The sequence below is a fragment of the Roseovarius sp. SCSIO 43702 genome (genome assembly GCF_019599045.1).
GTDB lineage: Bacteria > Pseudomonadota > Alphaproteobacteria > Rhodobacterales > Rhodobacteraceae > Roseovarius.
Window position 1 is genome coordinate 1113589 of sequence record NZ_CP080623.1, and the last position, 23294, is coordinate 1136882.

A 23294-nucleotide genomic window follows, 5' to 3' on the forward strand; every position below is an offset into this window, starting at 1 on the left:
GTATCGGCGCGACCCTGCCAACCCGAACCGCGCGACGAGGATCACACCATGCATGCATATCGCAGCCACACCTGCGCCCAACTCGACAAGAGCAACGTGGGCGAGACCGTGCGTCTCTCGGGGTGGGTCCACCGGATCCGCGATCACGGTGGCGTGCTGTTCGTCGATCTGCGCGATCATTACGGCGTGACGCAGGTCTTGTGCGATTCCGACAGCCCCGTCTTCGCCGAGGTGGAGAAGCTCAGGAGCGAGTGGTGCATCCGCATCGACGGCGAGGTGAAGGCGCGCGACGAGAGCCTCGTGAACCCCAAGCTGCCGACGGGCGAGATCGAGGTCTACATCCGCGACATGGAGGTGCTGGGCGCGGCGAAGGAGCTTCCGCTGCTGGTCTTCGGCGACCAGGAATACCCCGAGGAGACGCGGCTGCGCTATCGCTATCTCGACCTGCGGCGCGAGGCGATGCAGCGCAACATGGCGTTGCGCTCGGACGTGATCGCGTCGATGCGCCAGCGGATGTGGAACAAGGGGTTCCGCGAATACCAGACGCCGATCATCACCGCGTCCTCGCCCGAAGGCGCGCGCGACTTCCTCGTGCCGTCGCGGCTTCACCCTGGCAAGTTCTATGCGCTGCCGCAGGCGCCGCAGCTTTTCAAGCAGCTCATCATGGTGTCGGGCTTCGACCGCTATTTCCAGATCGCGCCCTGTTTCCGCGACGAGGATCCGCGCGCCGACCGCTCGCCCACGGATTTCTACCAGCTCGACATGGAGATGAGTTTCGTCGAGCAGCAGGACGTGTTCGACACGATCCAGCCGGTGATCCAGGGCATTTTCGAGGAGTTCGGCGGCGGCCGGAAGGTCGACGAGGTCTGGCCGCAGATTTCCTATGCGGACGCGGCGCTCTGGTACGGCACCGACAAGCCCGACCTGCGCAACCCGATCAGGATGGAGCGCGTGTCCGAGCATTTCCGCGGCTCGGGCTTTGCCATCTTCGCCAAGATCCTCGAGCAGGAGGGCACCGAGATCCGCGCCATCCCCGCGCCGGGGGGCGGCTCGCGCAAGTTCTGCGACCGGATGAACGCGTTTGCGCAGAAAGAGGGACTGCCGGGGATGGGGTACATCTTCTGGCGGGAGGGCGAGAACGGCATGGAGGCCGCAGGTCCGCTGGCCAAGAATATCGGCCCCGAGCGCACCGAGGCCATTCGCCAGCAGCTTGGTCTCGGGCAGGGCGACGCGGCGTTCTTCCTCGGCGGCAAGCCCAAGACCTTCGAGGCCGTGGCGGGACGGGCGCGCACGGTGATCGGCGAGGAACTGGGCCTGACCGAGACCGACCGTTTCGCCTTTGCCTGGATCGTCGATTTCCCGATCTACGAGCGTGACGAGGAAACCGGCGAGATCGATTTCGAGCACAACCCGTTCTCGATGCCGCAAGGCGGAATGGAGGCGCTCGAGGGTGATCCCCTGAAGGTGAAGGGATACCAGTACGACCTTGCCTGCAACGGTTACGAGCTTGTCTCGGGGGCCATTCGGAACCACAGGCCCGAGGTCATGCTCAAGGCGTTCGAGATCGCGGGCTATGGCGAGGACGAGGTGAAGAAGCGCTTCGCGGGGCTCTATGGCGCGTTCCAGTACGGCGCGCCGCCGCACGGGGGCTGTGCCGCGGGGATCGACCGGATCGTCATGCTGCTGGCCGACACGGCTAATATCCGCGAGGTCATCATGTTCCCGATGAACCAGCGTGCCGAGGACCTGATGATGAACGCACCCTCGGAGCCCACGAGCGAACAGTTGATGGAACTGGGGCTCAGGGTGCTGCCGCGGGAGGAGTGAGCGCGGCGGGCGTTGCCACAGGAAAGGCCGGGTTTCGACCTGGCCTTTTCGTCAGATGTGGCGCGGCTCAATCCTCGAGGCTGTCCTCGCGCTTTTCGTCGATGAGGCCGAGTTCCTCTTCCTTGCGCTTGCGGAAGCGGTCGCCATAGCCCTTGATCTCGCTTTCGGGGATGACCTCGCGGGCGCGGGCGAAGACCTCGTCCTCCTCCTCGTCGATGTGATGGTGGTAGTCGTGGCTGAGCTTCTTGAACTTCTGGAGCCAGGCGCCCTCGGCCATGTCCATCCCGTTCAGCTCCTCGAGCAGATCGTCGATCTGCTGGTGTTCGTGGACCGAATGGCGCGCGCTGTCCTGGCCCCAAGTCTTGGAGATGAGCTTGGAATAGAAGGTCTCCTCCTCGGCGGCGCCGTGGGCCTTCACGTCCTCGTAGAACTCCTTCCACGCCTTGCGCCGGGTGTCGCTGTCGCCCGAGGTGTCCTCGATCGTGGCGATCAGGTCGCGGTGGCGGTCGTGGTCGGATTTGATGGCTGTGTAGATGTCTGACATGGCTGATCTCCGGTTTTCGTTCCACGGGGGAACGCCGCGTCGCGGCGCGAGGTTCCCCGGCGCGGGGGGATCAGAGGGCCGGGTCGTCGGCGGCGCGCACGAGGCGGGTGAGATCGGATAATGCCTCGCGCTGGTGGCTGGTATCGTCGAAATTCGAGGGATCGAGCCAGAGGCGGAACGCCTCGGAGAGGGCGGGCCATTCGCGGTCGATGACCGAGAACCAGGCGGTATCGCGGTTGCGGCCCTTGACGATCCGGTCCTGACGGAAGGTGCCTTCGTAGCTGAAGCCGAACCGCTGGGCGGCGCGGCGCGAGGGGATGTTGAGCGCATCGCATTTCCACTCGTACCGGCGATAACCCGCCTCGAACGCCCATTTCATCATGAGAAACATCGCCTCGGTCGCCGCGCGGGTGCGTTGCAGGCGGGGCGCCATGGCGATGAAGCCCACCTCGACCGTGCCCATGTCGGGGGTGATACGCAGGAAGGAGGCAAAGCCGCCCCACGCGTCGGCATCCTTGTCGTGGATGGCGAAGAAGACGGGGTCGCCGGCGCTCGTGGCATCCTTGACCCAGCGGTGAAACTGCGCGGAGGAGGCGAAGGGGCCGACCGGCAGGTAATCCCACACCCAGTCGTGCCCGTCGAAGGCCTGGTGGAGAAGCGCCGCGTGCGCGTCCGCGTCGAGCGCCTCGAGCCGGGCGTGCCGGCCCTCGAAGACGAGGTCGCGGGACGGTGACGGGGGCGGCTGCCAGTTCTCGACCACGGGGCCGACGGGGCGGTCCTGGCTCATGGGGGGTCCTCCGTCGGCGGTGTCGCGGTGACGGGAAGACTATGGGGCGGCGCCCGCGAGGAAAAGGGCAAACTGCCGGCGGGCTGCGGTCTCCGGCCCGCCCCGGCATGTCACATGGCAGCGCGACCCGCGATCCGCTCTTGCAGGAGACCCGCGATACGGGCCACGGGGCCGGTCGCCGCGTCGCCCCTGGCGCGAAGCTGCGCGAGGTTCTCGGCCGCGCGGACGAGCTGGCGGTCGCCCGCGGCACGCGCCACGCCCGACAGGAACTGTGCCACGTAATCGAGCATCGGCCCGTCCGCATCTTCGTCGAGAAGGCTTGCCACATGGCTCATGTCGTCGCGATAGGCGATCGGGTCGGCATGGATGATGTCGGTGCGCAACCGGCGCGGGCCGGTCGGTTGCCGCTCGGGCGGGAGGAGGGCGAGGATCGTCTCCTGGAAGCGGCCGAGATGGGTCACGGGCTTGGCAAGGAACGCGTCGGCACCCGCTGCCATGGCCAGGTCCTCGGCCCCGTCATCACCGCTTGTCCCGAGGATGACCGCGACGCGCGGCACGGCCTCGTGCAATTCGGTGATGAGGTCGGCACCGGACCCGTCGGGCAGCCCCAGGTCGACGATGACCGCCGAGGGGCGGTAGACCTGAAGGTGCCGGCGGGCCGAACGCAGGCAATCGGCACGGCGGATGCGCGCGCCGGAATGCAGGCACATGAGCCGCATCGCGTCGCAGGCGAAGAGGCTGTCCTCGACCACGAGGATCGTCATGCCGAGAAGCGGGCGGCCCGAGGTGGGCGTGTAGGGGGGGTGAAAGGTGCGGGCGTCGTCCATGCAGGGTCTCCTCCGGGTGGGCTGCGATTCGACGCTACCGCAAAGATGGTGAACGAGGGGTTAATCGCAGGGAACGCTCGCCGCGCAATCGCTCGACCCTGTCGTGCGGCGCTTCGTCCCTTGTCGCGGGGCGCGATGATCCCCATAACGGGACCACCGACCCGGCGCAGCAATGGAGGTCCCGCATGATCGGCCGTCTCAATCACGTCGCAATCGCGGTGCCCGACCTCGAGGCCGCCGCCGCGCAGTATCGCGACGCCCTCGGGGCCGATTTGGGTGCGCCGCAGGACGAGCCCGACCACGGCGTGACCGTCATCTTCATCGAGTTGCCGAACACCAAGATCGAGCTTCTGCATCCCCTGGGCGAGGACAGCCCGATCAAGGGCTTTCTCGAGAAGAACCCGGCGGGGGGCATTCATCACATCTGCTACGAGGTCGAGGACATCATCGCCGCGCGCGACCGGCTGACCGAGAGCGGCGCGCGTGTCCTCGGGACCGGGGAGCCCAAGATCGGCGCACATGGCAAGCCGGTTCTTTTCCTGCATCCCAAGGATTTCAACGGCTGTCTCGTCGAACTGGAGGAAGTCTGATGGGTCCGGTATCGGCCTTCGTGCTGTTCCTGGTGGTCTGGTTCATGACCTTCTTTGTCATCCTGCCCCTGCGCATCCAGACGCAGGGCGAGGCGGGCAAGATCGTGGAGGGCACGCATTCGGGCTCTCCCCATGTCCATCACCTGCGCAAGAAGATCCTCATCACCACCGGCATCGCGGTGGTGATCTGGGCGATCCTCGCCTTCGTGATCGTGAGCGGGATGCTCACGGTGCGCGATATCGACTGGTTCAACCGGATGGGCTGAGCCCCGCGTCGCGCGCGACCGCGTGGAAGATATGCGTGAAGGTCGCCGCGCCGAGGATCGGGATCACGAGGTTCAGAAGCGGCACGGAAAGCGGGATCGCCATGAGCGTGCCCGCCACCCAGATCGTGCCGAGATTGGCGCGTCGGAGTTCCTTTGCCCGTTTGCGGCCCACCCGGCGCATCGCGGCGAGCTGGAAATATTCGCGGCCCAGCAGGAACCCGTTCACCGCCCAGAAGATGAAGATCGCTGCCGGGGCGAAGAGCAGGTAGAGGACGATCGCCAAGAGGTTCACCACGATGAGCACGCCCAGAAACGCGAGCGTGTCGGTGACCGCGTCGGTCCATGACATGCGCGGCACCGGCGGCAGATGCGGGTGGTGCCGGTCCTCGACCGCCTGCGCCACGTCGTCGAGAAACATCGACGTGATGGCCGACGCCACCGGCACCATGAGGAAGACCGACAGGATCAGCATCAGCACCAGGCTGCCCCAGCTCAGCAGGTCGTCGAGCCACGTCACCTCGCCGATGAGCGGAAGTTCGGCCCCCTCGCCAAGCGCCCATTGCATCCACACCAGGAAAAGCGCGTAGACCGCCACCAGAAGCGCGAAGGCGAGGCCGATGCCGAGATAGAGCACACGGCGGAAGCGCGGGTCGCTCACCTGTGCGATGGCCTTGAAGAAGCTCGAGAAGATCATTCGGCGACCCAGGTCGTGATGGCGTCGATATCCGGTCGCGGCCGGTCGGGCGGGGTCTTCGTGCTCGTGCCGATGTGGATCACGCCCGCGACACGCTCGTGCGGGGCAAGGCCCAGCCCCTCTTCGACGAAGGTGCGGTCGGATACGGGCCAGCCGGTCAGCCAGTTCGCACCCCAACCGCTTGCCAGCGCGGCGTTGAGCAGCGACAGGCAAACGGCGCCGGTGGAGTAGGTCTGTTCGATTTGCGGGATCTTCTCGGAGGGTTTGGGCGATTCGACCACCACCACGGCGAGCGGGCTGTCGTCATAGGCCGAGCGCGCCTTGGCGATGTCCTCCTCGGGGCGGTCAAGCGCCGCGCCGCGCTCGGCCACCAGATCGCCCAGCCGGCGGCAGGCCGCGCGTTCGAGCACGATGAAGCGCCACGGCTCGAGCTTGCCGTGATCGGGGCTGCGGGCCGCCGCGGTGAGAATGGGCCGCAACGCCGTGCGATCCGGTGCGGGCGGCCCCAGCAGCTTGGCGGGGCGCGAGCGGCGGGAGAGCAGGAATTCCATGGCGGGGGTGATGTCGGACATGTCTGCGCGTGCTCCTCTTGGCGACCTTGGCAGCTATGTCGGACCTGGCGGAGGCGGGGTCAAGCCCTGCGCCCATGCCGCGCCTATTCGTTGCGGCCGCGCGCGCGCTGATACACGCCCTCCGGCAGATCGAGCGCCGCGGCCAGATCGTGAAGCTGCGTGAGCGAGAGCGTGATCGTCTGTGTGCGGTCGGTGCGCGGATCGTGCTGGGTGAGCGTGACGCATTCCTCGAACGCGTTGATGATCACGTCTTCCCCAAGCGGCGCGGGCCCCTCGTCGACGAGGGTGATGACCGTGGAATCGAATTCGTGCTCGATCGAGAACATGGCGCGAGCGTGACCCCGGCGGCGGAGGATTGCAAGGGGGCGCGGTGGGGGCTGGCGCTTGGAAAACCGCGTGATAGATTGGATCGGACGTCAGCCATTCAGAGAGTTCCATGCGTATCCTGTCCAGTTTCGTCCTGCTCGTTTTCCTGGCCGCGTGCGGCGCCCCCCCGCCGTCGCAGCCAACGTCGCAACCGACCGGTCAGACCCAGACCCGACCGCAGGCGCAACGCCCCACCACGCCGAGCGCGGCGCAGGTGGCGCGGTTCCGCAACGTGGTCGCCCGTGTCGAGCCGGTGGCCGAACGCCAGTGCCGCGCGCAGTCGCAGGGTCTGAACTGCGATTTCAAGGTGGTGATCGACGATCGCCCGCAAAAATCGCCCAATGCCTTCCAGACCGTCGACCGGAGCGGCCGGCCGATCATCGCGTTCAACCTGCCGCTGATCGCGGCGGTGCGGAACGAGGACGAGTTGGCCTTCGTCATGGGCCACGAGGCCGCGCATCACATCGAGCGCCATCTGGACCAGCAGCGCAACAACGCCATGGCCGGGGCGATCATCCTCGGCGGGCTGGCCGCGCTCACGGGTGCAAGCTCGACCGGGGTGGATGCCGCCGCCGACCTGGGCGCGAACGTAGGCGCGCGCAGCTATTCCAAGGCGCATGAGCTCGAGGCCGATGCGCTGGGCACGGTGATCACGCGGCGCGCGGGCTACAACCCGGTCCGGGGGGCGGAGTTCTTCACGCAGATCGCGGATCCCGGCGACCGTTTCCTCGGGACGCATCCGCCCAACAAGGACCGGATCGCGACGGTCAAGCGGGTCGACGCCTCGATCCGGTAATGAACCAGTTGATGAACGTGGTCAGCGACCGGGGCTCGAAATACGCCGTTTCGGGGGGCCCGGTCCGCAACCGCGACGAGGTGGACGCGTTTCTCAAGGAGTTGAAGCGCAACAAGAAATTCGCCAAGGCCACGCATAACAGCTGGGCGCTGCTCTTGCCGGACGGCACGCCGCTCAAGGGAGATGACGGAGAGGCCGGGGCGGGCGCCGTGATCCTGCGAATGCAGGAGCGCGAGGGGCTGGAGGCGCATCTGATCGTGGTGACGAGGTGGTATGGCGGCAAGCACCTGGGCGGCGACAGGTTCAGGCATGTCCAGGATTGCGTGCGCGCCTATCTCGACGCCTTCACCTGACGACCCGATCCGCGCTTGATCGAGATCAAGGCGGCGATTCGCTGAGGTTGCTACCCTGCCTCCCTGCAAAGACGGGGAGAATGACATGACCATGATCACCACGCGATACAAGGAGGCGGCCGACCTTGTCGATCGGATGGGCGCGCAACATGCGCTCGACCTCGAGACATTGGTTCAGAGTGGCCAGCTGGCGATGGACACGCTCGGCGATGCGGTCGTGCGCTGTGCCGGATGCACCGATCCCGCGGGGTGCGGCGCATGGCTCGACGCGCAGGCGGAGCCGGTCACGCAAGGGCCGACGATGTGCCGCAACCAGCCGCTTTTCGACCTGTTGCGCGAGGGCAAGTCCGCCTGATCGCCTCAGTGCGGAGCCGCGCCCAGCGCCGAGGCGATGCCGGTGAAGACACAGCCCGAGGCGAGCAGGATGAAGCCGTGCCAGATCGCCATCGAGAAGCGCAGGTTTTCCCAAACGTAGAACACTACGCCCGCCGTGTAGAGCAGCCCGCCGATGACGAGCGACCAGAAGCTCACCGGTGGCAGCACCTCCATGAGTGGAACGATAAGCGCCACAGCCACCCAGCCCAGGGCGACATAGGGTAGCCAGCCGGTGCTCATGCGCCCGCGTTTCGCGCGGAGCTTGGCCCACATCCCCGTCACGGCAAGAACCCAGACAAGCGCCAGAACCCCGTAGCCATATGCCGTGCCGAGCAGCACGGCGAGCGGCGTGAGGGTGCCGGCGATCTTCATGTAGATGGCCGCGTGATCGAGCCGCCGCAGATAGGGACGCGCGGCGGTATAGGCGGCGAGGTGATAGGCGGCCGACGCCCCCAACATGCACAGAAGCCCGCCCGCGTAGATGATCGCCGCCGTGAGCGTGCCGCCGGACAGATGCGCGCCGGTGAGCAGGAAGAGCGCCGTGACCGCGCAGACCGCGATGCCGACGCCGGCGACATGGATGGTGCCGTCCGCGATACGTTCGGCTCGGGAAAAATCGGGATAGGACATGTTCGGCGTCTCCTTCCGACGTGGGCAAGGCGCGTGGGGCCATGCAACCGACGTGCGGCAATGGTGTTTGGTTCCGCCCAGCGTGAGAAGTTCCCTCACACTCGGCCATTCGGAGAGGATTGCAAACCCGTCAGGCGACAGGATCCGGGAAAAAGGTGAGGATTGTGTTCATTCCGCACGCGGGATCTTCACGCAATTTTAAGGAAATGCGCTACAACCGGCCCCAGAGATCATACTCTCCGGCCTCGTCCACCGTGACGCTGACGATGTCCCCGACATGCAGGTTTTCCGTGCCTGCGTCGATGAAGAGACACCCGTCGATCTCGGGTGCGTCGGCCTTCGTCCGGCAGGTCGCGATGCCGTCCGCGTCGATATCGTCGACGATCACCTCTTGTCTTTTTCCGACCTTATCCTGCAACTTCTCCACGGAAATAGCCCTTGCTTTTTCCATGAAGCGACGCCAGCGCTCTTCCTTCACCGGTTCGGGCACATGGTTGGGAAGATCGTTCGAACGGGCGCCGGCGACGTTCTCGTACTTGAAGCAGCCGACCCGGTCGAGCCGTGCTTCGTCCAGCCAGTCGAGGAGGGTCTGGAATTCCGCCTCGGTCTCTCCGGGGTAGCCGACGATGAAGGTGGAGCGCAGAGTGATCTCGGGGCAGATCGCGCGCCATGCAGAGATTTCGTCGAGAGTGCGGGCCGCGGCGGCGGGACGGGCCATGCGCTTCAACGTGTCCGGGTGGGCGTGCTGAAACGGGATGTCGAGATAAGGCAGGATCAGCCCCTCGGCCATGAGCGGAATGAGTTGCCGCACATGGGGGTAGGGATAGACATAATGCAACCGGACCCATGCGCCGAGCCCGCCCAGATCACGGGCGAGATCGGTGATATGGGCGCGGTGACCACGCTCCTCGGCGTGGCGGATGTCGACGCCGTAGGCGGAGGTGTCCTGCGAGATCACGAGAAGTTCGCGCACGCCGCTGTCGACGAGCTTCTCGGCCTCGCGCACGACCGCGTGTGCCGGCCGCGAGGCGAGGCGCCCGCGCATGTCAGGGATGATACAGAACTTGCACTTGTGATTGCAGCCCTCTGATATCTTTAGATAACTGTAATGCCGCGGCGTAAGTCGAACGCTCGAAGCCGGCAGCAGGTCGACGAAGGGATCGGGCGAGGGCGGCACGGCCGCGTGCACCGCGTCGAGCACCTGTTCGTACTGGTGCGGGCCGGTCACGGCGAGAACGCGCGGATGCGCGCCGGTGATGTAGTCCGGCTCGGCGCCGAGACAGCCGGTGACGATCACGCGCCCGTTCTCGGCCAGCGCCTCTCCGATCGCCTCGAGGCTTTCGGCCTTGGCGCTGTCGAGAAAGCCGCAGGTGTTCACGATCACCGCGTCCGCACCGGTATAGTCGGGCGAGATGCCATAGCCCTCGGCCCGGAGCCGTGTGAGAATGCGTTCACTGTCGACAAGCGCCTTGGGACAGCCGAGCGAGACCATCCCGATACTGGGCTGGCCCGCCCGGCGTTCCCCGGTCAGGCGGGCGCGGGCGAGGTCGGGGCGGAGATCGGGTGGGTTCGTGGTCATGATCGGTGCCATATAGGGCGGCGGGCCCGTCGCGAAAAGCCTCAATTCGCTTGGCACCTTTCCCGACGGGGCCTAGACTCGGCGCAAAGCATTGATCTGAGCAGTCTGGAGGCGCCGATGCGCTGGATTATCCGCCTGGTGGTTCTCGTGGTCCTGGTGGCGGTCGTTGCGATCGTCTCGTTTCTGATGCTGCCGGGGGATCGCATCGCCAAGATCGCCGCCGATCAACTGGCCAAGGCCACGGGGCGGACGGTGAAGATGGAAGGCGATACCACGGTCAGCTTCTACCCCATCCTCGGCATCAGCACGGGCCGCACGACGGTTGCCAACGCGCCCTGGTCCGACAAGGGGCCGATGTTCGTGGCCGACAGTTTCAAGGTGGGCGTCGATCCGGTCGCGCTGATCCAGGGGTCGATCAAGATCACGGGGCTGGAGGCGGTCAATCCGAAGATCCTGCTCGAACGTGCCAAGGACGGGCGCGTGAACTGGGAAATCAACGTCGAAGGCGTGGCGCCGTCGGGGCAGGGCGACAGTGAGAAGAGCGCGTCTTCGAACAGGCTGGCGCTGACGCTCGACCGCGCGCTCATCTCGGGCGCTTCGCTGCGGTTCATCGACGCGAGGGCCGGATCGACCACGACGATAGAGGATATCGACCTCGACGCGCGCTGGCCGTCCTATACGGGCGAGGCGAGTTTCGACGTTTCGCTTCGTCCCGCCGATGAGCGTCTGAAGATATCGGGCACCATCGCGCGGCTCGATCGACTGATCGAGGGCGAGGTGTCGGAGATCGCCGTCAAGGCCGAGACGAAGGGCGGATCTGCCACGTTCGACGGGCGCGCCGGCACGGGGCCGAGCCTTGCTGGGGCGTTCCGCGCCGACCTGGGCGACACGCGGCAGTTCCTCGGCTCGCTGGGGCTGGCACAGGCCGAGATACCCCAGGGGCTGGGGCGGAAGGTCTCGGTCTCGGGGCAACTCACGCTTACCGATGGGCCGCGGATTTCGCTGAGGGAGATGACCGCGAAACTCGATCAGAACAGGCTCGTGGGAGGCGTTGACGTGACGCTCGGGGGGGCACGGCCCTTCGTGTCGGCCAATCTCGATGCCGGGGCACTCGACCTCACCGCGCTCGATCCCAAGAGCGAAGGGGAGAGCGGACAGGCGGATGTGGGCACCGCGGTCGAGACCGGATGGTCGACCGCGCCCATAGACGCGAGCGCGCTTGGCCTGGCGGACGCGAAGATACTGGTTTCCGCCGAAAGCCTCGACCTCGGCACGTTCGAGTTCGGACAGGCGGACGTTCTGATGACGGTGGATCGCGCGCGGGCGGTGTTCCAGCTTCATCGCCTCGAAGGCTACGGCGGCTCGGTCACGGGGCAATTCGTGGCGAACAATCGCAACGGCCTGTCGGTAGGCGGCGACATGAGGGCCAGCGATATCGACATGGAGGCGCTTCTGACCGATGCCGCCGGAATCACGCGGTTCGCCACCGATGGGACCGTGACGCTCGATTTCCTTGGGGTCGGGCAATCCGTCGATGCGATCATGAAGAGCCTCAGGGGCAACGTGGCGCTCTCGACGGGACGTGGCGTGATCTCGGGGATCGACCTCGATCGGCTGATGCGGTCGGGCGACGTGAGCGGCGGCACGACGGTATTCGACGAGATGTCGGCGAGTTTCGTCATCGCGGATGGCGACATGCAGGGCGACGATCTCAAGATGTCGATGCCGCTGGCCAGGGCCACGGGCAAAGGGCGGATCGGGCTGGGTGCGCGCGATCTGAACTACACGTTCACGCCCAGCTTGCTGGAAGGCGAAAGCCGCAAGGGCCTTGCCATTCCGGTCCGGATCAAGGGACCCTGGGCCGATCCCAAGATCTATCCCGATCTGGAGGCGGCCATCGACCTCAATTTCAAGGAAGAAAAGAAAGAGCTCGAGAAGAAGGCCCGCGAGGAGGTCGAGCGCGAGGTCGAGAAACTCGTCGAGAAGGAACTGGGCGTGACCGTGGAGGAGGGGCAATCGGTCGAGGATGCGATCATCAAGGAAGCCGAGGACGCCCTCGCCAAGGAGCTCTTCAAGCTCTTCGACTGAGGACGCGGTCGCGGGCTCTCACCTTGGGGGAGGGCCGTCGCTCACTCGGTCCCCGCGTCCTTGGTCACGCAGGTGGTGATGGCGCCCGGCTCGGTCAGGTCCGACAGCATCGCGCTTTCGGCCTTGGTCCACCACTCGTAGACACCCGCGACATAGCGCGCGCCAGAGGCCGAGAGCACGTTCACGAGCAGCCGGTCCTCGCCGTCGATGGGCACGATCGCGATCGACGAGGTCTCGCCGTTGAGATAGCGCGCCTTGATCGGTCCGCCTTCTCCGCAATCGTAGCGCATGGTCGTCGTCTCGACCTCGCCGCCCAGGAGATCCCCCAGAGCCGGCATGTCCTCGGCCAGGGCCGGTGTAGCCACGAGGGCGGCGACGAAGGTTGCGGATGTGTGGATACCGCGCATGGCTGTTACCTCCGACGGTCGCGGCGCGAGCTCATTGGCTGGAACGCCACGCCGACATGCGCTTCGCAATAAGGTTTGCCCGCCTGGGCGGGTAGACCACAGAACCAGAAATCCTCGGTCGCGGGGTCGCCCACGGGCCACTTGCAGGTGCGCGAGGTGAGCTCCATGAGCGAGATCTTCTTGGCCTTCTTCTCGATCTCCGACACCTTGGCGAGCGCCTTGGGGTCGATCTCGTTCGCCGATGGTTGCGGCGGCAACGGCTGGCCGGCCGGGATGATCGGCTTGATCCGGGTGGCAGGGGCGGGCGCGCTCGCGGCCTCTTCCTTGGCTTCGGGCGCGGGTTGCGCCGGCTTCTTGGGCTTGGCCGCGGGTTTCGCCGCGGGCTTGGCCGGCTTCGACTTGGCCTCGGCCGCTGGGGCCGCCGCCGCGCCGGACCCGCCGCCGCCATTGCGGTTGGACAGGCCGAGACGATGCACCTTGCCTATGACGGCGTTGCGCGTCACGCCGCCCAGTTCCTTGGCGATCTGGCTTGCGGACTGGCCTTCGCCCCACATCTTCTTGAGAATTTCGACGCGTTCATCGTTCCAGGACATATGCTTCCGCTCCTGTTGGGCCGCAGGGGTTGACCCTGCCGCCCAGTGTGAAAATCGTGTAGGGGCCTATTCTAATCACTGAAGCCCGAGTTACAAGGCGGGGCGGACGGATTCGGGCGGGAGGAGTGCGATGCCGATTCAGGAGATGGGAGAACGGCGGTTCGGACGTATCAACTGGCTTGGTCTTGCCACGCTGGCCGAGCGCGAGGTGATGCGTTTTCTCGCGGTGTGGACGCAGACGGTGCTTGCGCCGCTGGCCACCTCGGCCCTGTTCCTCGTGATCTTCACCATCGCCATCGGGCCGCGCCGGGGGGAGGTGATGGGCGTCGATTTCACGACCTTCATCGCGCCCGGCATCCTGATGATGACGGTCATCCAGAACGCCTTTGCCAACACCTCGTCCTCGATCGTGATCTCGAAGGTGCAGGGCAATATCGTCGACACGCTCATGCCCCCGCTCAGTGCCGCGGAACTGGTCCTGGGCTATCTCGCCGGCGCGATCGCGCGGGGCGTGATCGTCGCGGTGGCGATCGCGGCGGGGCTCTGGGCGGTGCTGGGCATCGTGCCCGCGCATCCGGCCTGGCTTCTGACTTTCGTGGTGCTGGGCGCGATTTTCGTGGGGGGCCTCGGGATCGTCGCGGGGATCTTCGCCAACAAGTTCGACCAGATGGCGGCGATCACCAATTTCATCGTGACCCCGCTGGCGTTCCTCTCGGGCACCTTCTACTCGGTCGACGCGCTGCCGCCACTGCTGAACGACATTACCCATGCGAACCCGATCTTCTACGTGATCGACGGGGCGCGGTTCGGGATGATCGGCGTGTCGGATGCCGATCCGTGGCTCGGCCTTGCCGTGGCGGTGGTGGCGTCGCTGGCGGTGATGGCGCTTGCCTGGCAGATGTTCCGGCGCGGCTACAGGCTGAAGTCCTGAGGATCGCCCGACCACCGGCGAGGCTTCGGGCGGCGTGCATTTTTCGCTTCCCCCAACGTCAGGGGCGAAGTAAACACGGGGCCATGACATTGCGACGCCGCCATACCACCGCCCGACGCCTGCGCGCCTGACGTCCCGTCGCCCTCCGCGCCCGTCCGCGGTTTTTCCCCTTCCCAGCTTCGCACGGCACATGCCTGACAGAAAAGGATTTTCCCGATGATCCCGTCCATTCTGCCCACCTATAACCGCGCGCCGCTCAGCTTCGTCAGGGGCGAGGGATCGTGGCTTGTCGAGGCGGATGGGCGGCGGTTTCTCGACCTTGGCGCGGGGATCGCGGTCAACGCGCTGGGCCATGCCCATCCGGCCCTCGTGAAGGCGCTCATCACGCAGGCGCAGGCGCTTTGGCATACGTCGAACCTCTATCATATCCCGGCGCAGGAGGCGCTTGCCGACGCGTTGGTCAAGACCACCTTCGCCGATACCGTCTTCTTCACGAACTCGGGCACCGAGGCGTGTGAGCTGGCGGTCAAGATGGCGCGCAAATACTGGCACGATACGGGCGACGCGGACCGCACCGAGATCGTGACCTTCGAGGGGGCCTTCCACGGCCGTTCGAGCGCGGGGATCGCCGCCGCGGGATCCGAGAAGATGACGAAAGGGTTCGGCCCGCTCCTGCCGGGTTTCCGGCATCTGCCGTGGGGCGATCACGACGCGCTGCGGAGCGCGGTAACGGACCGGACCGCGGCGATCCTGGTCGAGCCGGTGCAGGGCGAGGGCGGCATCCGGCCATTGCCCGAGCAATGTCTCAAGGGGCTTCGCGATCTCTGCGACGAGACCGGCGCGCTGCTCATACTGGACGAGGTGCAATGCGGGATGGGCCGCACGGGCCGGCTTTTCGCGCATGAGTGGGCCGGGGTCGCGCCCGATATCATGATGGTTGCCAAGGGCATCGGCGGCGGCTTCCCGCTGGGTGCGGTGCTGGCCAACGAACGCGCGGCCGGGGCCATGGGGCCGGGCACGCATGGCTCGACCTATGGCGGCAACCCGCTGGGCTGCGCGGTGGGGTCGGCGGTCATGGCCGAGATGATGGCGCCGGGGTTCATGGAGGAGGTGCGGCGCAAGTCGGACCTTCTGCGCCGGAAGCTCGACGGGCTGGTGGCCTCGCACCCGGAGGTGTTCGCGGAGGTGCGCGGGCTGGGCCTGATGCTGGGGCTGAAATGCGGGCCGGCGAGTGGCGACGTGGTTGCGGCGGGTTACGATGCGCTTCTCTGCCTCGTTCCGGCGGCAGACAACGTCGTGCGTCTCCTGCCGCCGCTCACGATCACCGACGAGGAGATCGAGGAGGCCGTCGCGCGCCTCGACAAGGTTGCGACGCGGGTCAAATCCTAGAGCTGATTCAATCCCTTAGAGATATATTCCATAACCCGAACGGTCAGACACAGGGGGCGCCGACATGGCACATTTTCTCGACATTCACAAAACCGCCCCGGAAGACCTCCGGTCGATCATCGACAGCGCGCAGGAGATGAAATCGGCGCGGGGCGGGGCCACGCGCGGCACGCCGGATGCGGAGCAGCCGCTTGCCAACCACATGGTCGCGCTCATCTTCGAGAAGCCCTCGACCCGCACGCGGGTGAGCTTCGACGTGGGCGTGCGCCAGATGGGCGGGCAGACCATGACGCTTTCGGGCGCCGAGCTGCAACTGGGGCATGGCGAGACCATCGCCGACACCGCGCGCGTCCTGAGCCGTTATGTCGATCTGATCATGATCCGCACCTTCGACGAGTCGGTTCTGCTTGAGTTGGCCGAGTATGCCGACGTGCCCGTTATCAACGGTTTGACCGACCGTACGCACCCCTGCCAGATCATGGCGGACGTCATGACCTTCGAAGAACATCGCGGGCCGATCAAGGGTCGGAAGGTGGTGTGGTCGGGTGACGGCAACAATGTCTGCGCGTCGTTCATCCACGCGGCCGGGCAGTTCGGTTTCGACTTCACCTTCACCGGGCCGCAGCAATTCGACCCCGAGGAGGAATTCGTGGGGATCGCGCGCCGCGCCGGATCGAAAGTGGTGATCGAGCGCGATGCCGCCACCGCCGTGAAGGACGCCGACCTCGTGGTGACGGACACCTGGGTCAGCATGCATGACAGCCAGTCCACCAAGGAGCGGCGGCACAACACGCTGCGTCCCTACCAGGTGAACGAGGCGCTGATGGCACAGGCCAAGCCCGACGCGCTTTTCATGCATTGCCTGCCCGCGCATCGCGAGGACGAGGTGACGAGCGCCGTGATGGATGGCCCGAACTCGGTCATCTGGGACGAGGCGGAGAACAGGCTGCACGCACAGAAAGCGATCATGCGGTGGTGCCTCGGCGTGTGATGCGCGCGGGCTATTCCGCGATCATGTAGATCTTGCGCAGCCTCTCGGTGATCTCCCACGTGAGCGGCGTGCCCTTGGCGATGAAGAACGTGTCGCCGGGGCCGAAGCTTTCCTTGCGGCCGTCGGCGTGGGTGAGGGTGAGCGCGCCCGACACCACGGTCATCATCTCGTGAACCGGGTAGCCATCGGGAAACTCCTCGCGGCAGGGCGCGCATTCCCAGGTGCCAGTGCTGATCTTGTCACCGTCGCTCGAGAAATGGGTGTGGTTGAGCTCGGTCGTGTCGTCGGTGGTGAAGGCGCTCTTGTCGGTCATGTCCGAGGGGGCGAGGCCCTGCGCGGGATCGGGTGAGATCAGGAAGGTCTGCTGTGCCATGGGGTGTCCTCGGGTGAGTGGATGATCGGCGGGCAGCAAAGCACACTCGGCGCCACTTGCAAATCCCGCAGCAGCGCATAGCCTGAACCGACCGGCGAACGGGGAGGTCGTATGGGCAAGGCGCAGATCGGTGTTTACGGGCTTGGCACGATGGGCAGCGCGCTGGCGCTCAACCTCGCCGAGAACGGCATCCGGGTCGCGGTGACCAATCGCGAGGCCGACTGGATCGCGGATTTCCTCCACGAGGCCGGGGAGTTGGCGGACAATCTTCAGGGTGTCGAGCCGCTCGGGGATTTCGTGGCGGCGCTGAGCACACCACGGGTGATCCTGTTCATGATCCCGTCGGGCGCGCCCATGGACGCGATGATCGAGGCGGTGGCGCCGCTTCTGGAGCCCGGCGACACGATCATCGACGGGGGCAACGCCGATTTCCATGCGACCCGGCGCCGGGCGGAGGCGCTGGCCGCGCGGGACCTGCACTTCGTCGGCATGGGCGTGTCGGGCGGCGAGGAGGGCGCGCGGTACGGGCCGTCGATGATGGTCGGTGGCAGCGCGCATAGCTGGGCGCAGTTGAAGCCGATGCTCGAGGCCATCGCCGCGCGATACGAGGGCGCGCCCTGCGTGGCGCGCCTGGGGCCGGACGGGGCGGGGCATTTCGTCAAGACCGTGCACAACGGGATCGAGTATGCCGACATGCAGATCATCGCCGAGATCTATGGCCTCATGCGCAACGGCAAGGCCTGCGCCCCGGCCGCGATCGGCGCGGTATTCGAGCACTGGAACGAAGGGCCGCTCAGGTCCTATCTCGTTGAGATCACGGGCAAAGCGCTGGCCTATGACGACCCGGTGACGGGGCATCCGATGGTCGATGTCATCAAGGATGCCGCGGGCCAGAAAGGCACCGGGCGCTGGACCGTGGTCGAGGCGGTCAGGATGGGACAGGCGGCAAGCACGATCGAGGCGGCGGTGGGCGCGCGGGCGTGGTCATCGGAGAAGGCGACGCGCATGGAGGCGGAGCGCATCCTGGGCGGAGCGCGGGGCGCCATCGCCTGCGACGAGACCACGCTGGAGGAGGCGTTCATCGCGGCGCGGATCCTCGGCCACGCGCAGGGGTTCCGGATACTTTCGGCGGCGTCGGGGGAGTATGACTGGTCGCTGGACCTGGCGCTGATCGCGCGTATCTGGCGGGCGGGCTGCATCATCCGCTCGGCGCTTCTGGACGATATTTCCGAAGCATTCCAAGGGGGTGCGCCCCGTGGCCAACTGATCCTCGCGCCGGGGATCGCCGCGATGCTGGCCCGCACGGTTCCCGCCTTGCGGCAGGTGGTGGCCGAGGCGGTGCATGGCGGGCACGCGGTTCCGGCGATGGCCGCCGCGCTGAGTTTCTACGACTCGATGCGACAGGGATACGGGACCGCGAACATCATCCAGGCGCAGCGGGATTTCTTCGGGCATCACGGGTTCGAGCGGCTGGGCGAGGAGGGGCGCCATCACGGCCCCTGGTGAGCGCCCGGCGAAAGGTTAACGGTCCGAACCCCACGTCGGTATTCACGTCGGTATCCATGTCGGTATCGCGTCGGTGAAAGGTGAGTCGCACCGATCGTGAACGCAGCGCGCGGTGGGCCGGGCCGCGCGGAGCCGGGTCGGGAAGGTGACGGGCACGCGCCGACCGGGGATCTCGATCGCGGCGCGTTGCGATCAGGCGGTGAGCGTGTCGAGCAGGTAGAAGATCACCGCCGACATCAGCGCCGCGGCGGGCACGGTGATGACCCAGGCCGCGACGATCGTCATGAAGTGGCTGCGCCGCACGAGCTTGCGCCGGGCGCGTTCCTCGGGGGGCATGCGGTCGACCTTGCCCTGGGCGGCGAGACCGTTGCGCAACCGCCGCTCCATGTACCATTCGCGGAAGAAGCCCACGCCGAAGACACCGCCCACCGCGATATGCGTGGACGACACCGGAAGGCCCAGCCAGCTTGCCACGATGACGGTGATCGCGGCCGAGAGCGCGACGCAGTAGGCGCGCATCGGGTCGAGCTTGGTGATCTGCGAGCCGACCATGCGGATGAGTTTCGGGCCGAAGAGGAACAGCCCGAAGGAAATGCCGAAGGCGCCGATCACCATGACCCAGGGCGGGATCGCCACCTCGCCCGCTGCCGCGTGGGTTTCGGAGGCATGGACGATGGCGGCGAGGGGGCCGACGGCGTTGGCCACGTCATTGGCGCCATGCGCGAAGCTCAGCAGCGCCGCCGAGAGGATGAGGGGCAGGCCGAAGAGCGTCTTGAGCGAGCGGTTGCGGTTTTCCATCCCCTCGGATTTGCGCCGGATGAGCGGCATCGTCAGGAGCCACGTTCCCAGCCCGAGGACCAGCCCGATCACGAGGGCGTGGGCCATGTCGATCTCGATCACGCGCTTGAGCCCCTTGAGCGAGAGATAGGCCGCGAAGGCGCCCGCCATGATGCCCACGAGGATCGGCACCCAGACGCGGGCCGCCGAGATCTTGTCGTCGCGGTAGATGATGCGCGTGTTGATGAGCGCGAGGAAGGCCGCCGCGATGGCCCCGCCCAGAACGGGCGAGATCACCCAGGAGGCCGCGATGGTGCCCATGGTGGGCCAGTTCACGGCGCCGAAGCCCGCCGCCGCGATGCCCGCGCCCATGACGCCGCCGACGACCGAATGGGTGGTCGAGACGGGTGCGCCGATGCGGGTGGCGAGGTTGACCCAGAGCGCCGCGGACAGCAGCGCCGCCATCATGGCCCAGATGAACGCGCTTTCGGTCGCCACGGAGGTGGGGTCGATGATGCCCTTGGAGATGGTCGAGACCACGTCGCCGCCCGCCAGAAGCGCGCCCGCGCTTTCGCAGATGGCCGCGATCACGATGGCGCCGCCCATCGAGAGCGCGTTGGCCCCCACGGCCGGCCCCATGTTGTTGGCGACGTCGTTGGCACCGATGTTGAGCGCCATGTAGGCGCCGAAGACCGCCGCCGCGATCACCACCGTGTTGTTGGGGAAGGAGCCGAAGAAGACCCCTGCCGCGAGCCCGGTGAGCACGATGAAGACGAGCGCGATGCCCATCCCGACGAGCGGGCGGGACACGAAGGCCGTGGCGTATTCGATCTGGGAAATGCGACCGAGATCGGTATCGAGCGTTTTCCACTGGTTCGTGTCGGGCGTCTCGCTCACGTGGGCCTCGCGTCCGGGTTCGCGTTGGCCGCAGCGCTAGAGGCTTTTGGGGCGCAGATCAACATCGGAGTCGGCAGGAGGTGGCAGTTTTCCGAGATGCGGGCGCGGCGGACGCCGCGTCAGAGCGCGCGCAGGATCGCGGCAAGCTCGGGCTCGTCCACGCGCTGCGCCGCCTTTTCGGGCGAAAGCCAGAGGCGGGCGCGCTCGCGTGCCTCGGGGTAGCTGTCGGCCAGTTCGGTGACGTCGATGCGGAAAAGCTCGACCCGGACGGGCACGGTGTAGCCCCCGTCGAGTCCCTTGTCGTAGTGGTAGTGGCCGATATGGACAGGCGCCTCGGCGGGCGGTTCGACCCCGGCCTCTTCCCAGGCTTCCTGGAGCGCGGATTGGGGCGCGTCCTTGTCCTCGACCAGCCAGCCCTTGGGCAGGATCCAGCGCCCGGTGTCGCGGCTGGTGATCATCAGCACCTCCTTGCCGCCATCGGCGCCGTCGCGCAGGCAGAGCGCGGCCACCTGCAATTCCGGCGGGCGGCGCAGGAGGGGGGCGACCATCTCGGTCAGGGCGCGTTTCAATCCATTGGGCATGGTTTATGTCTCAAATCTGCTCGGGAAATCGTGGTATCGCACCAATCTATTGGATTTCACACCGGATTTCAACGAATTGGCGCGAGTTTCGGAGGCGCCCCTCGCTCACGAGCGGGGTTTCGCGCGCAACGTGGGGTCGGCGCGGGTCGGGTCCTCCGGCCAGGGATGCCTGGGATAGCGGCCGCGCATGTCGCGGCGCACGTCGGCATAGGAGGAGGCCCAGAAGCCGGGAATGTCCATGGTGGTCTGAACCGGGCGGCCGGCGGGCGACAGGAGCGTGACGCGCAGCGGCGTGCCGCCCACGGTGGGGTGGGTCGTCTGGCCGAACATCTCCTGCAGGCGGAGCGAGATCTCGGGGGCCTCGCCCGAGTAGTCGATGGGGATCGCGCGCCCGAGCGGCGTCGTGAAGGAGGCGGGCACCGCGCGGTCGAGCGCCTGCATCGCGGGCCAGTCGAGCATGGCGCGGAGCGGTGGCAGAAGGTCGAAGCGTTTCCATTCCGCGGCGCTGCGGATGCCGGAGAGATGCGGCAGGAGCCAATCCTCGAGCCTGTCCATGAGCGCGGCCTCGTCCATGTCGGGCAGATCGGCCCCGTCCGCCCGCGCGAGCGCCACGCGGGCGGCGAAGCGGCGGGCGGCGTCGGACCAGGGCAGGCCAAGTTCGCGCACGCCCTCGAGCATGGCGCGGGCCACGGCGTCGGGGGGCGCATCCTTCCAGATGCGGTCGTCGAGGACGAGCGCGCCAAGCCGTTCCTGCCGGCGGGCCGTGACGCGGCGGGTGCGGCTGTCCCACGTGCAGAGGTCGTGCCACGCGATGCGATCGGCGTAGATCTCGCGCAGCTCGGCCTCGGAGATGGCGGTGGCCGCGCGGATGCGCGCCTCGCGCCGGTCGCCGTCGAGGTCGGTGGCGACGATGAGGCGGGTCGCGGCGAGCGGATCTTCCTCGGGCAGTGCCGCGCCCTTGCCGCCCGAGAGCACGTAGCGGGGCGCGTCGCCCGGCCGGCGCAGGCCGATGCGGTCGGGATAGGCGAGGGCGGCCATCTGCGCCGCGGTGTGGCCCGTGCTTGGCGACCTGGTGGCCTTGGCGAGGCGCCGTGCCTCGGTGCGGATGCGCGCGAGGGCCGCGCGGTTGGGCGCGTAGGGGTGGCGCGCGGCGAAGGTCCTGGGGTCGGTGAGCGCGGCGAGACGCAGCGTGAGATCGACGGGCGCGGCGCGGGGCAGCGGGTCGCGATCGGCCATGAGCGCGGCGAGCGGGGCGGCGTCGGGGCCGGCGGTCTCGAGCATGTGGGCGAGGCGCGGGTGGAGCGGCAGCGCGGCGAGGCGGCGGCCATGGTCGGTGATGAGGCCGCGCGCGTCGAGCGCGCCGAGATCCGTGAGCAGCGCGCGCGCCTCGGTGTGGCTGCGGGCGTTGGGCGGTGTGAGGAAGGGCAGGTCCTCTGGCGCGGCCCCCCAGAGCGCGAGGTCGAGCGCGAGGCCCGCGAGGTCGGCCACCTCGATCTCGGGCGGGGGGAAGGGGGCGAGCGCGCCTTCCTCGCCTCGGGTCCAGAGGCGGTAGGCGACGCCCGGCGCGACGCGCCCCGCGCGGCCGGCGCGCTGCGTCGCCTCGGCGCGGGTCACGCGCTCGGTGACAAGGCGGGACATGCCCGAGCCGGGCTCGAACCGCGCGCGGCGGGCGCGGCCCGCATCGACCACCACGCGGATGTCCTCGATGGTGAGCGATGTTTCGGCGATGGCGGTGGCGAGGACGATCTTGCGTCCGGACGGTTCGGGCGCGATGGCGGCGCGCTGCTCGGGGAAGGGCATGGCGCCGTAGAGCGGGCGGAGGTGGCACGCCTCGGGGAGGCGGTCCGAAAGGAGGGCGGCGGTGCGGCGGATCTCGCCCTCGCCGGGGAGGAAGACGAGCACGCCGCCCGTGGTGTCGGACAGCGCGGTGAGGACGAGATCGGCGGTCGCCTCGGGGAGGCGGGCGCGGGCAGGCAGGGGCCGGTCGAGCCATCGGGTCTCGACCGGGAAACTGCGCCCGGGGGACGTGATGACCGGCGCGTTGCCCATGAGCGCGGCCACCGGGGCGGCGTCGAGCGTGGCGGACATCGGCAGCAGGATCAGGTCGTCGCGCAGCGCGTCGGCGATCTCGAGGCAGAGGGCGAGGCCCAGATCGGCGTTGAGCGAGCGTTCGTGGAATTCGTCGAAGATCACCGCGCCCACGCCGGAAAGCCCGGGGTCGGACTGGATCATGCGGGTGAGGATACCCTCGGTCACGACCTCGATCCGGGTGGCGGGCGAGGTGACGCTTTCGCCGCGGATGCGGTAGCCGACGGTTCGGCCCGGTTCCTCGCCCAGCGTGTCCGCCATGCGCTCGGCCGCCGCGCGGGCGGCGAGGCGGCGGGGTTCGAGCATGAGGATGCGACCCTCGGTCAGTCCCGCGTCGAGAAGCGCGAGGGGCACCACGGTCGTCTTGCCCGCGCCGGGGGGCGCCTGGAGCACCGCGCGGCCACGGGTGCGCAGCGCGGTCACGAGGTCGGGCAAGCAGTCGTGGATGGGCAGGCGGGTCATGGCCG

25 protein-coding genes are annotated in these 23294 nt (G+C 67.5%); 11 read left to right on the forward strand and 14 right to left on the reverse strand.

Annotated elements, in window-relative coordinates; translation table 11 throughout:
* The first annotated feature begins 48 nt into the window (after nucleotides 1–48).
* A complete protein-coding gene (gene aspS, locus K1T73_RS05290; RefSeq protein ID WP_220602927.1) occupies nucleotides 49–1827 on the forward strand; it encodes an aspartate--tRNA ligase in 1779 nt (592 codons plus the stop codon).
* Between the two features lie 67 nt (nucleotides 1828–1894).
* On the opposite strand, the gene K1T73_RS05295 is transcribed toward aspS, so the two are convergent.
* From K1T73_RS05295 to K1T73_RS05305, 3 genes are all read right to left on the reverse strand, one after another.
* Nucleotides 1895–2371: a hemerythrin domain-containing protein gene (locus tag K1T73_RS05295; protein WP_220602928.1), complete on the reverse strand. Its 477-nt coding sequence runs from the start codon at nucleotides 2369–2371 to the stop codon at nucleotides 1895–1897.
* A gap of 70 nt (nucleotides 2372–2441) precedes the next feature.
* Nucleotides 2442–3158, reverse strand: coding sequence for a GNAT family N-acetyltransferase (locus K1T73_RS05300; RefSeq protein WP_220602929.1), 717 nt, complete (start codon nucleotides 3156–3158; stop codon nucleotides 2442–2444).
* A 110-nt stretch (nucleotides 3159–3268) separates the two neighbouring features.
* On the reverse strand, nucleotides 3269–3985 hold the full coding sequence (locus K1T73_RS05305; RefSeq protein WP_220602930.1) for a response regulator: 717 nt from the start codon (nucleotides 3983–3985) through the stop codon (nucleotides 3269–3271).
* Between the two features lie 185 nt (nucleotides 3986–4170).
* Between K1T73_RS05305 and mce the strand changes: the two genes are divergently transcribed.
* A complete protein-coding gene (gene mce, locus K1T73_RS05310; RefSeq protein ID WP_220602931.1) occupies nucleotides 4171–4575 on the forward strand; it encodes a methylmalonyl-CoA epimerase in 405 nt (134 codons plus the stop codon).
* Entirely contained in the window at nucleotides 4575–4841 is a 267-nt protein-coding gene (locus K1T73_RS05315) for a DUF1467 family protein (protein ID WP_220602932.1), read from the forward strand. Before mce ends, K1T73_RS05315 begins: the two co-directional genes overlap by 1 nt.
* On the opposite strand, the gene K1T73_RS05320 is transcribed toward K1T73_RS05315, so the two are convergent.
* The 3 genes from K1T73_RS05320 to K1T73_RS05330 form a co-directional block, all read right to left on the reverse strand.
* Nucleotides 4825–5535 (reverse strand): EI24 domain-containing protein, encoded by a 711-nt coding sequence (locus K1T73_RS05320; RefSeq protein ID WP_220602933.1) that lies wholly within the window; start codon nucleotides 5533–5535, stop codon nucleotides 4825–4827. The genes K1T73_RS05315 and K1T73_RS05320 overlap by 17 nt on opposite strands.
* Nucleotides 5532–6107, reverse strand: a complete 576-nt coding sequence (locus K1T73_RS05325; protein ID WP_220602934.1) for a nitroreductase — start codon at nucleotides 6105–6107, stop codon at nucleotides 5532–5534. The genes K1T73_RS05320 and K1T73_RS05325 overlap by 4 nt, the downstream gene beginning before the upstream one ends.
* Before the next feature lie 83 nt (nucleotides 6108–6190).
* Nucleotides 6191–6433 carry a hypothetical protein gene (locus K1T73_RS05330; RefSeq protein ID WP_220602935.1) on the reverse strand — a complete coding sequence of 81 codons (243 nt, stop codon included), beginning with the start codon at nucleotides 6431–6433 and terminating at the stop codon, nucleotides 6191–6193.
* 110 nt (nucleotides 6434–6543) lie between these two features.
* Between K1T73_RS05330 and K1T73_RS05335 the strand changes: the two genes are divergently transcribed.
* From K1T73_RS05335 to K1T73_RS05345, 3 genes are all read left to right on the forward strand, one after another.
* Nucleotides 6544–7269 carry a M48 family metallopeptidase gene (locus K1T73_RS05335; protein ID WP_220602936.1) on the forward strand — a complete coding sequence of 242 codons (726 nt, stop codon included), beginning with the start codon at nucleotides 6544–6546 and terminating at the stop codon, nucleotides 7267–7269.
* A complete protein-coding gene (locus K1T73_RS05340; RefSeq protein ID WP_220602937.1) occupies nucleotides 7269–7622 on the forward strand; it encodes a YigZ family protein in 354 nt (117 codons plus the stop codon). The genes K1T73_RS05335 and K1T73_RS05340 overlap by 1 nt, the downstream gene beginning before the upstream one ends.
* 85 nt (nucleotides 7623–7707) lie before the next feature.
* Nucleotides 7708–7977, forward strand: a complete 270-nt coding sequence (locus tag K1T73_RS05345) for a DUF6455 family protein (RefSeq protein ID WP_220602938.1) — start codon at nucleotides 7708–7710, stop codon at nucleotides 7975–7977.
* Nucleotides 7978–7982: 5 nt separating this feature from the next.
* On the opposite strand, the gene trhA is transcribed toward K1T73_RS05345, so the two are convergent.
* A complete protein-coding gene (gene trhA, locus K1T73_RS05350; protein WP_220602939.1) occupies nucleotides 7983–8627 on the reverse strand; it encodes a PAQR family membrane homeostasis protein TrhA in 645 nt (214 codons plus the stop codon).
* A 211-nt stretch (nucleotides 8628–8838) separates the two neighbouring features.
* Complete coding sequence (gene rimO, locus K1T73_RS05355) at nucleotides 8839–10206, reverse strand: 30S ribosomal protein S12 methylthiotransferase RimO (protein ID WP_220602940.1); 1368 nt, start codon at nucleotides 10204–10206, stop codon at nucleotides 8839–8841.
* A 117-nt stretch (nucleotides 10207–10323) separates the two neighbouring features.
* On the opposite strand from rimO, the gene K1T73_RS05360 reads away from it, so the two are divergent.
* The gene (locus K1T73_RS05360) at nucleotides 10324–12294 is read left to right on the forward strand and encodes an AsmA family protein (protein ID WP_220602941.1); all 1971 of its coding nucleotides are present in this window, start codon (nucleotides 10324–10326) and stop codon (nucleotides 12292–12294) included.
* 41 nt (nucleotides 12295–12335) lie between these two features.
* Here K1T73_RS05360 and K1T73_RS05365 read toward each other — a convergent pair whose 3' ends face one another.
* Both K1T73_RS05365 and K1T73_RS05370 read right to left on the reverse strand, forming a co-directional pair.
* A complete protein-coding gene (locus tag K1T73_RS05365) occupies nucleotides 12336–12701 on the reverse strand; it encodes an MliC family protein (RefSeq protein WP_220602942.1) in 366 nt (121 codons plus the stop codon).
* Nucleotides 12702–12706: 5 nt separating this feature from the next.
* Entirely contained in the window at nucleotides 12707–13294 is a 588-nt protein-coding gene (locus K1T73_RS05370; RefSeq protein WP_220602943.1) for a GcrA family cell cycle regulator, read from the reverse strand.
* Nucleotides 13295–13424: 130 nt separating this feature from the next.
* Here K1T73_RS05370 and K1T73_RS05375 point away from each other — a divergent pair, with 130 nt between their 5' ends.
* The 3 genes from K1T73_RS05375 (at nucleotide 13425) to argF (ending at nucleotide 16605) form a co-directional block, all read left to right on the forward strand.
* Nucleotides 13425–14225 carry an ABC transporter permease gene (locus tag K1T73_RS05375; RefSeq protein WP_259400454.1) on the forward strand — a complete coding sequence of 267 codons (801 nt, stop codon included), beginning with the start codon at nucleotides 13425–13427 and terminating at the stop codon, nucleotides 14223–14225.
* Nucleotides 14226–14441: 216 nt separating this feature from the next.
* The gene (locus K1T73_RS05380) at nucleotides 14442–15614 is read left to right on the forward strand and encodes an aspartate aminotransferase family protein (protein ID WP_220602944.1); all 1173 of its coding nucleotides are present in this window, start codon (nucleotides 14442–14444) and stop codon (nucleotides 15612–15614) included.
* Between the two features lie 64 nt (nucleotides 15615–15678).
* Nucleotides 15679–16605 (forward strand): ornithine carbamoyltransferase, encoded by a 927-nt coding sequence (argF, locus tag K1T73_RS05385; RefSeq protein WP_220602945.1) that lies wholly within the window; start codon nucleotides 15679–15681, stop codon nucleotides 16603–16605.
* A 10-nt stretch (nucleotides 16606–16615) separates the two neighbouring features.
* Here the strand turns inward: argF and K1T73_RS05390 are convergent, their stop codons facing one another.
* A complete protein-coding gene (locus tag K1T73_RS05390) occupies nucleotides 16616–16978 on the reverse strand; it encodes a cupin domain-containing protein (RefSeq protein WP_220602946.1) in 363 nt (120 codons plus the stop codon).
* Nucleotides 16979–17089: 111 nt separating this feature from the next.
* Here K1T73_RS05390 and gndA point away from each other — a divergent pair, with 111 nt between their 5' ends.
* A complete protein-coding gene (gene gndA, locus K1T73_RS05395) occupies nucleotides 17090–18484 on the forward strand; it encodes an NADP-dependent phosphogluconate dehydrogenase (protein ID WP_220602947.1) in 1395 nt (464 codons plus the stop codon).
* A 192-nt stretch (nucleotides 18485–18676) separates the two neighbouring features.
* On the opposite strand, the gene K1T73_RS05400 is transcribed toward gndA, so the two are convergent.
* The 3 genes from K1T73_RS05400 to hrpB all read right to left on the reverse strand — a co-directional run bounded on the left by K1T73_RS05400 (nucleotide 18677) and on the right by hrpB (nucleotide 23289).
* Nucleotides 18677–20158: an inorganic phosphate transporter gene (locus K1T73_RS05400; RefSeq protein WP_220602948.1), complete on the reverse strand. Its 1482-nt coding sequence runs from the start codon at nucleotides 20156–20158 to the stop codon at nucleotides 18677–18679.
* Nucleotides 20159–20277: 119 nt separating this feature from the next.
* Nucleotides 20278–20739, reverse strand: coding sequence for an NUDIX hydrolase (locus K1T73_RS05405; protein WP_220602949.1), 462 nt, complete (start codon nucleotides 20737–20739; stop codon nucleotides 20278–20280).
* Between the two features lie 105 nt (nucleotides 20740–20844).
* Nucleotides 20845–23289 (reverse strand): ATP-dependent helicase HrpB, encoded by a 2445-nt coding sequence (gene hrpB, locus K1T73_RS05410; RefSeq protein ID WP_220602950.1) that lies wholly within the window; start codon nucleotides 23287–23289, stop codon nucleotides 20845–20847.
* Nucleotides 23290–23294: the final 5 nt, after the last annotated feature.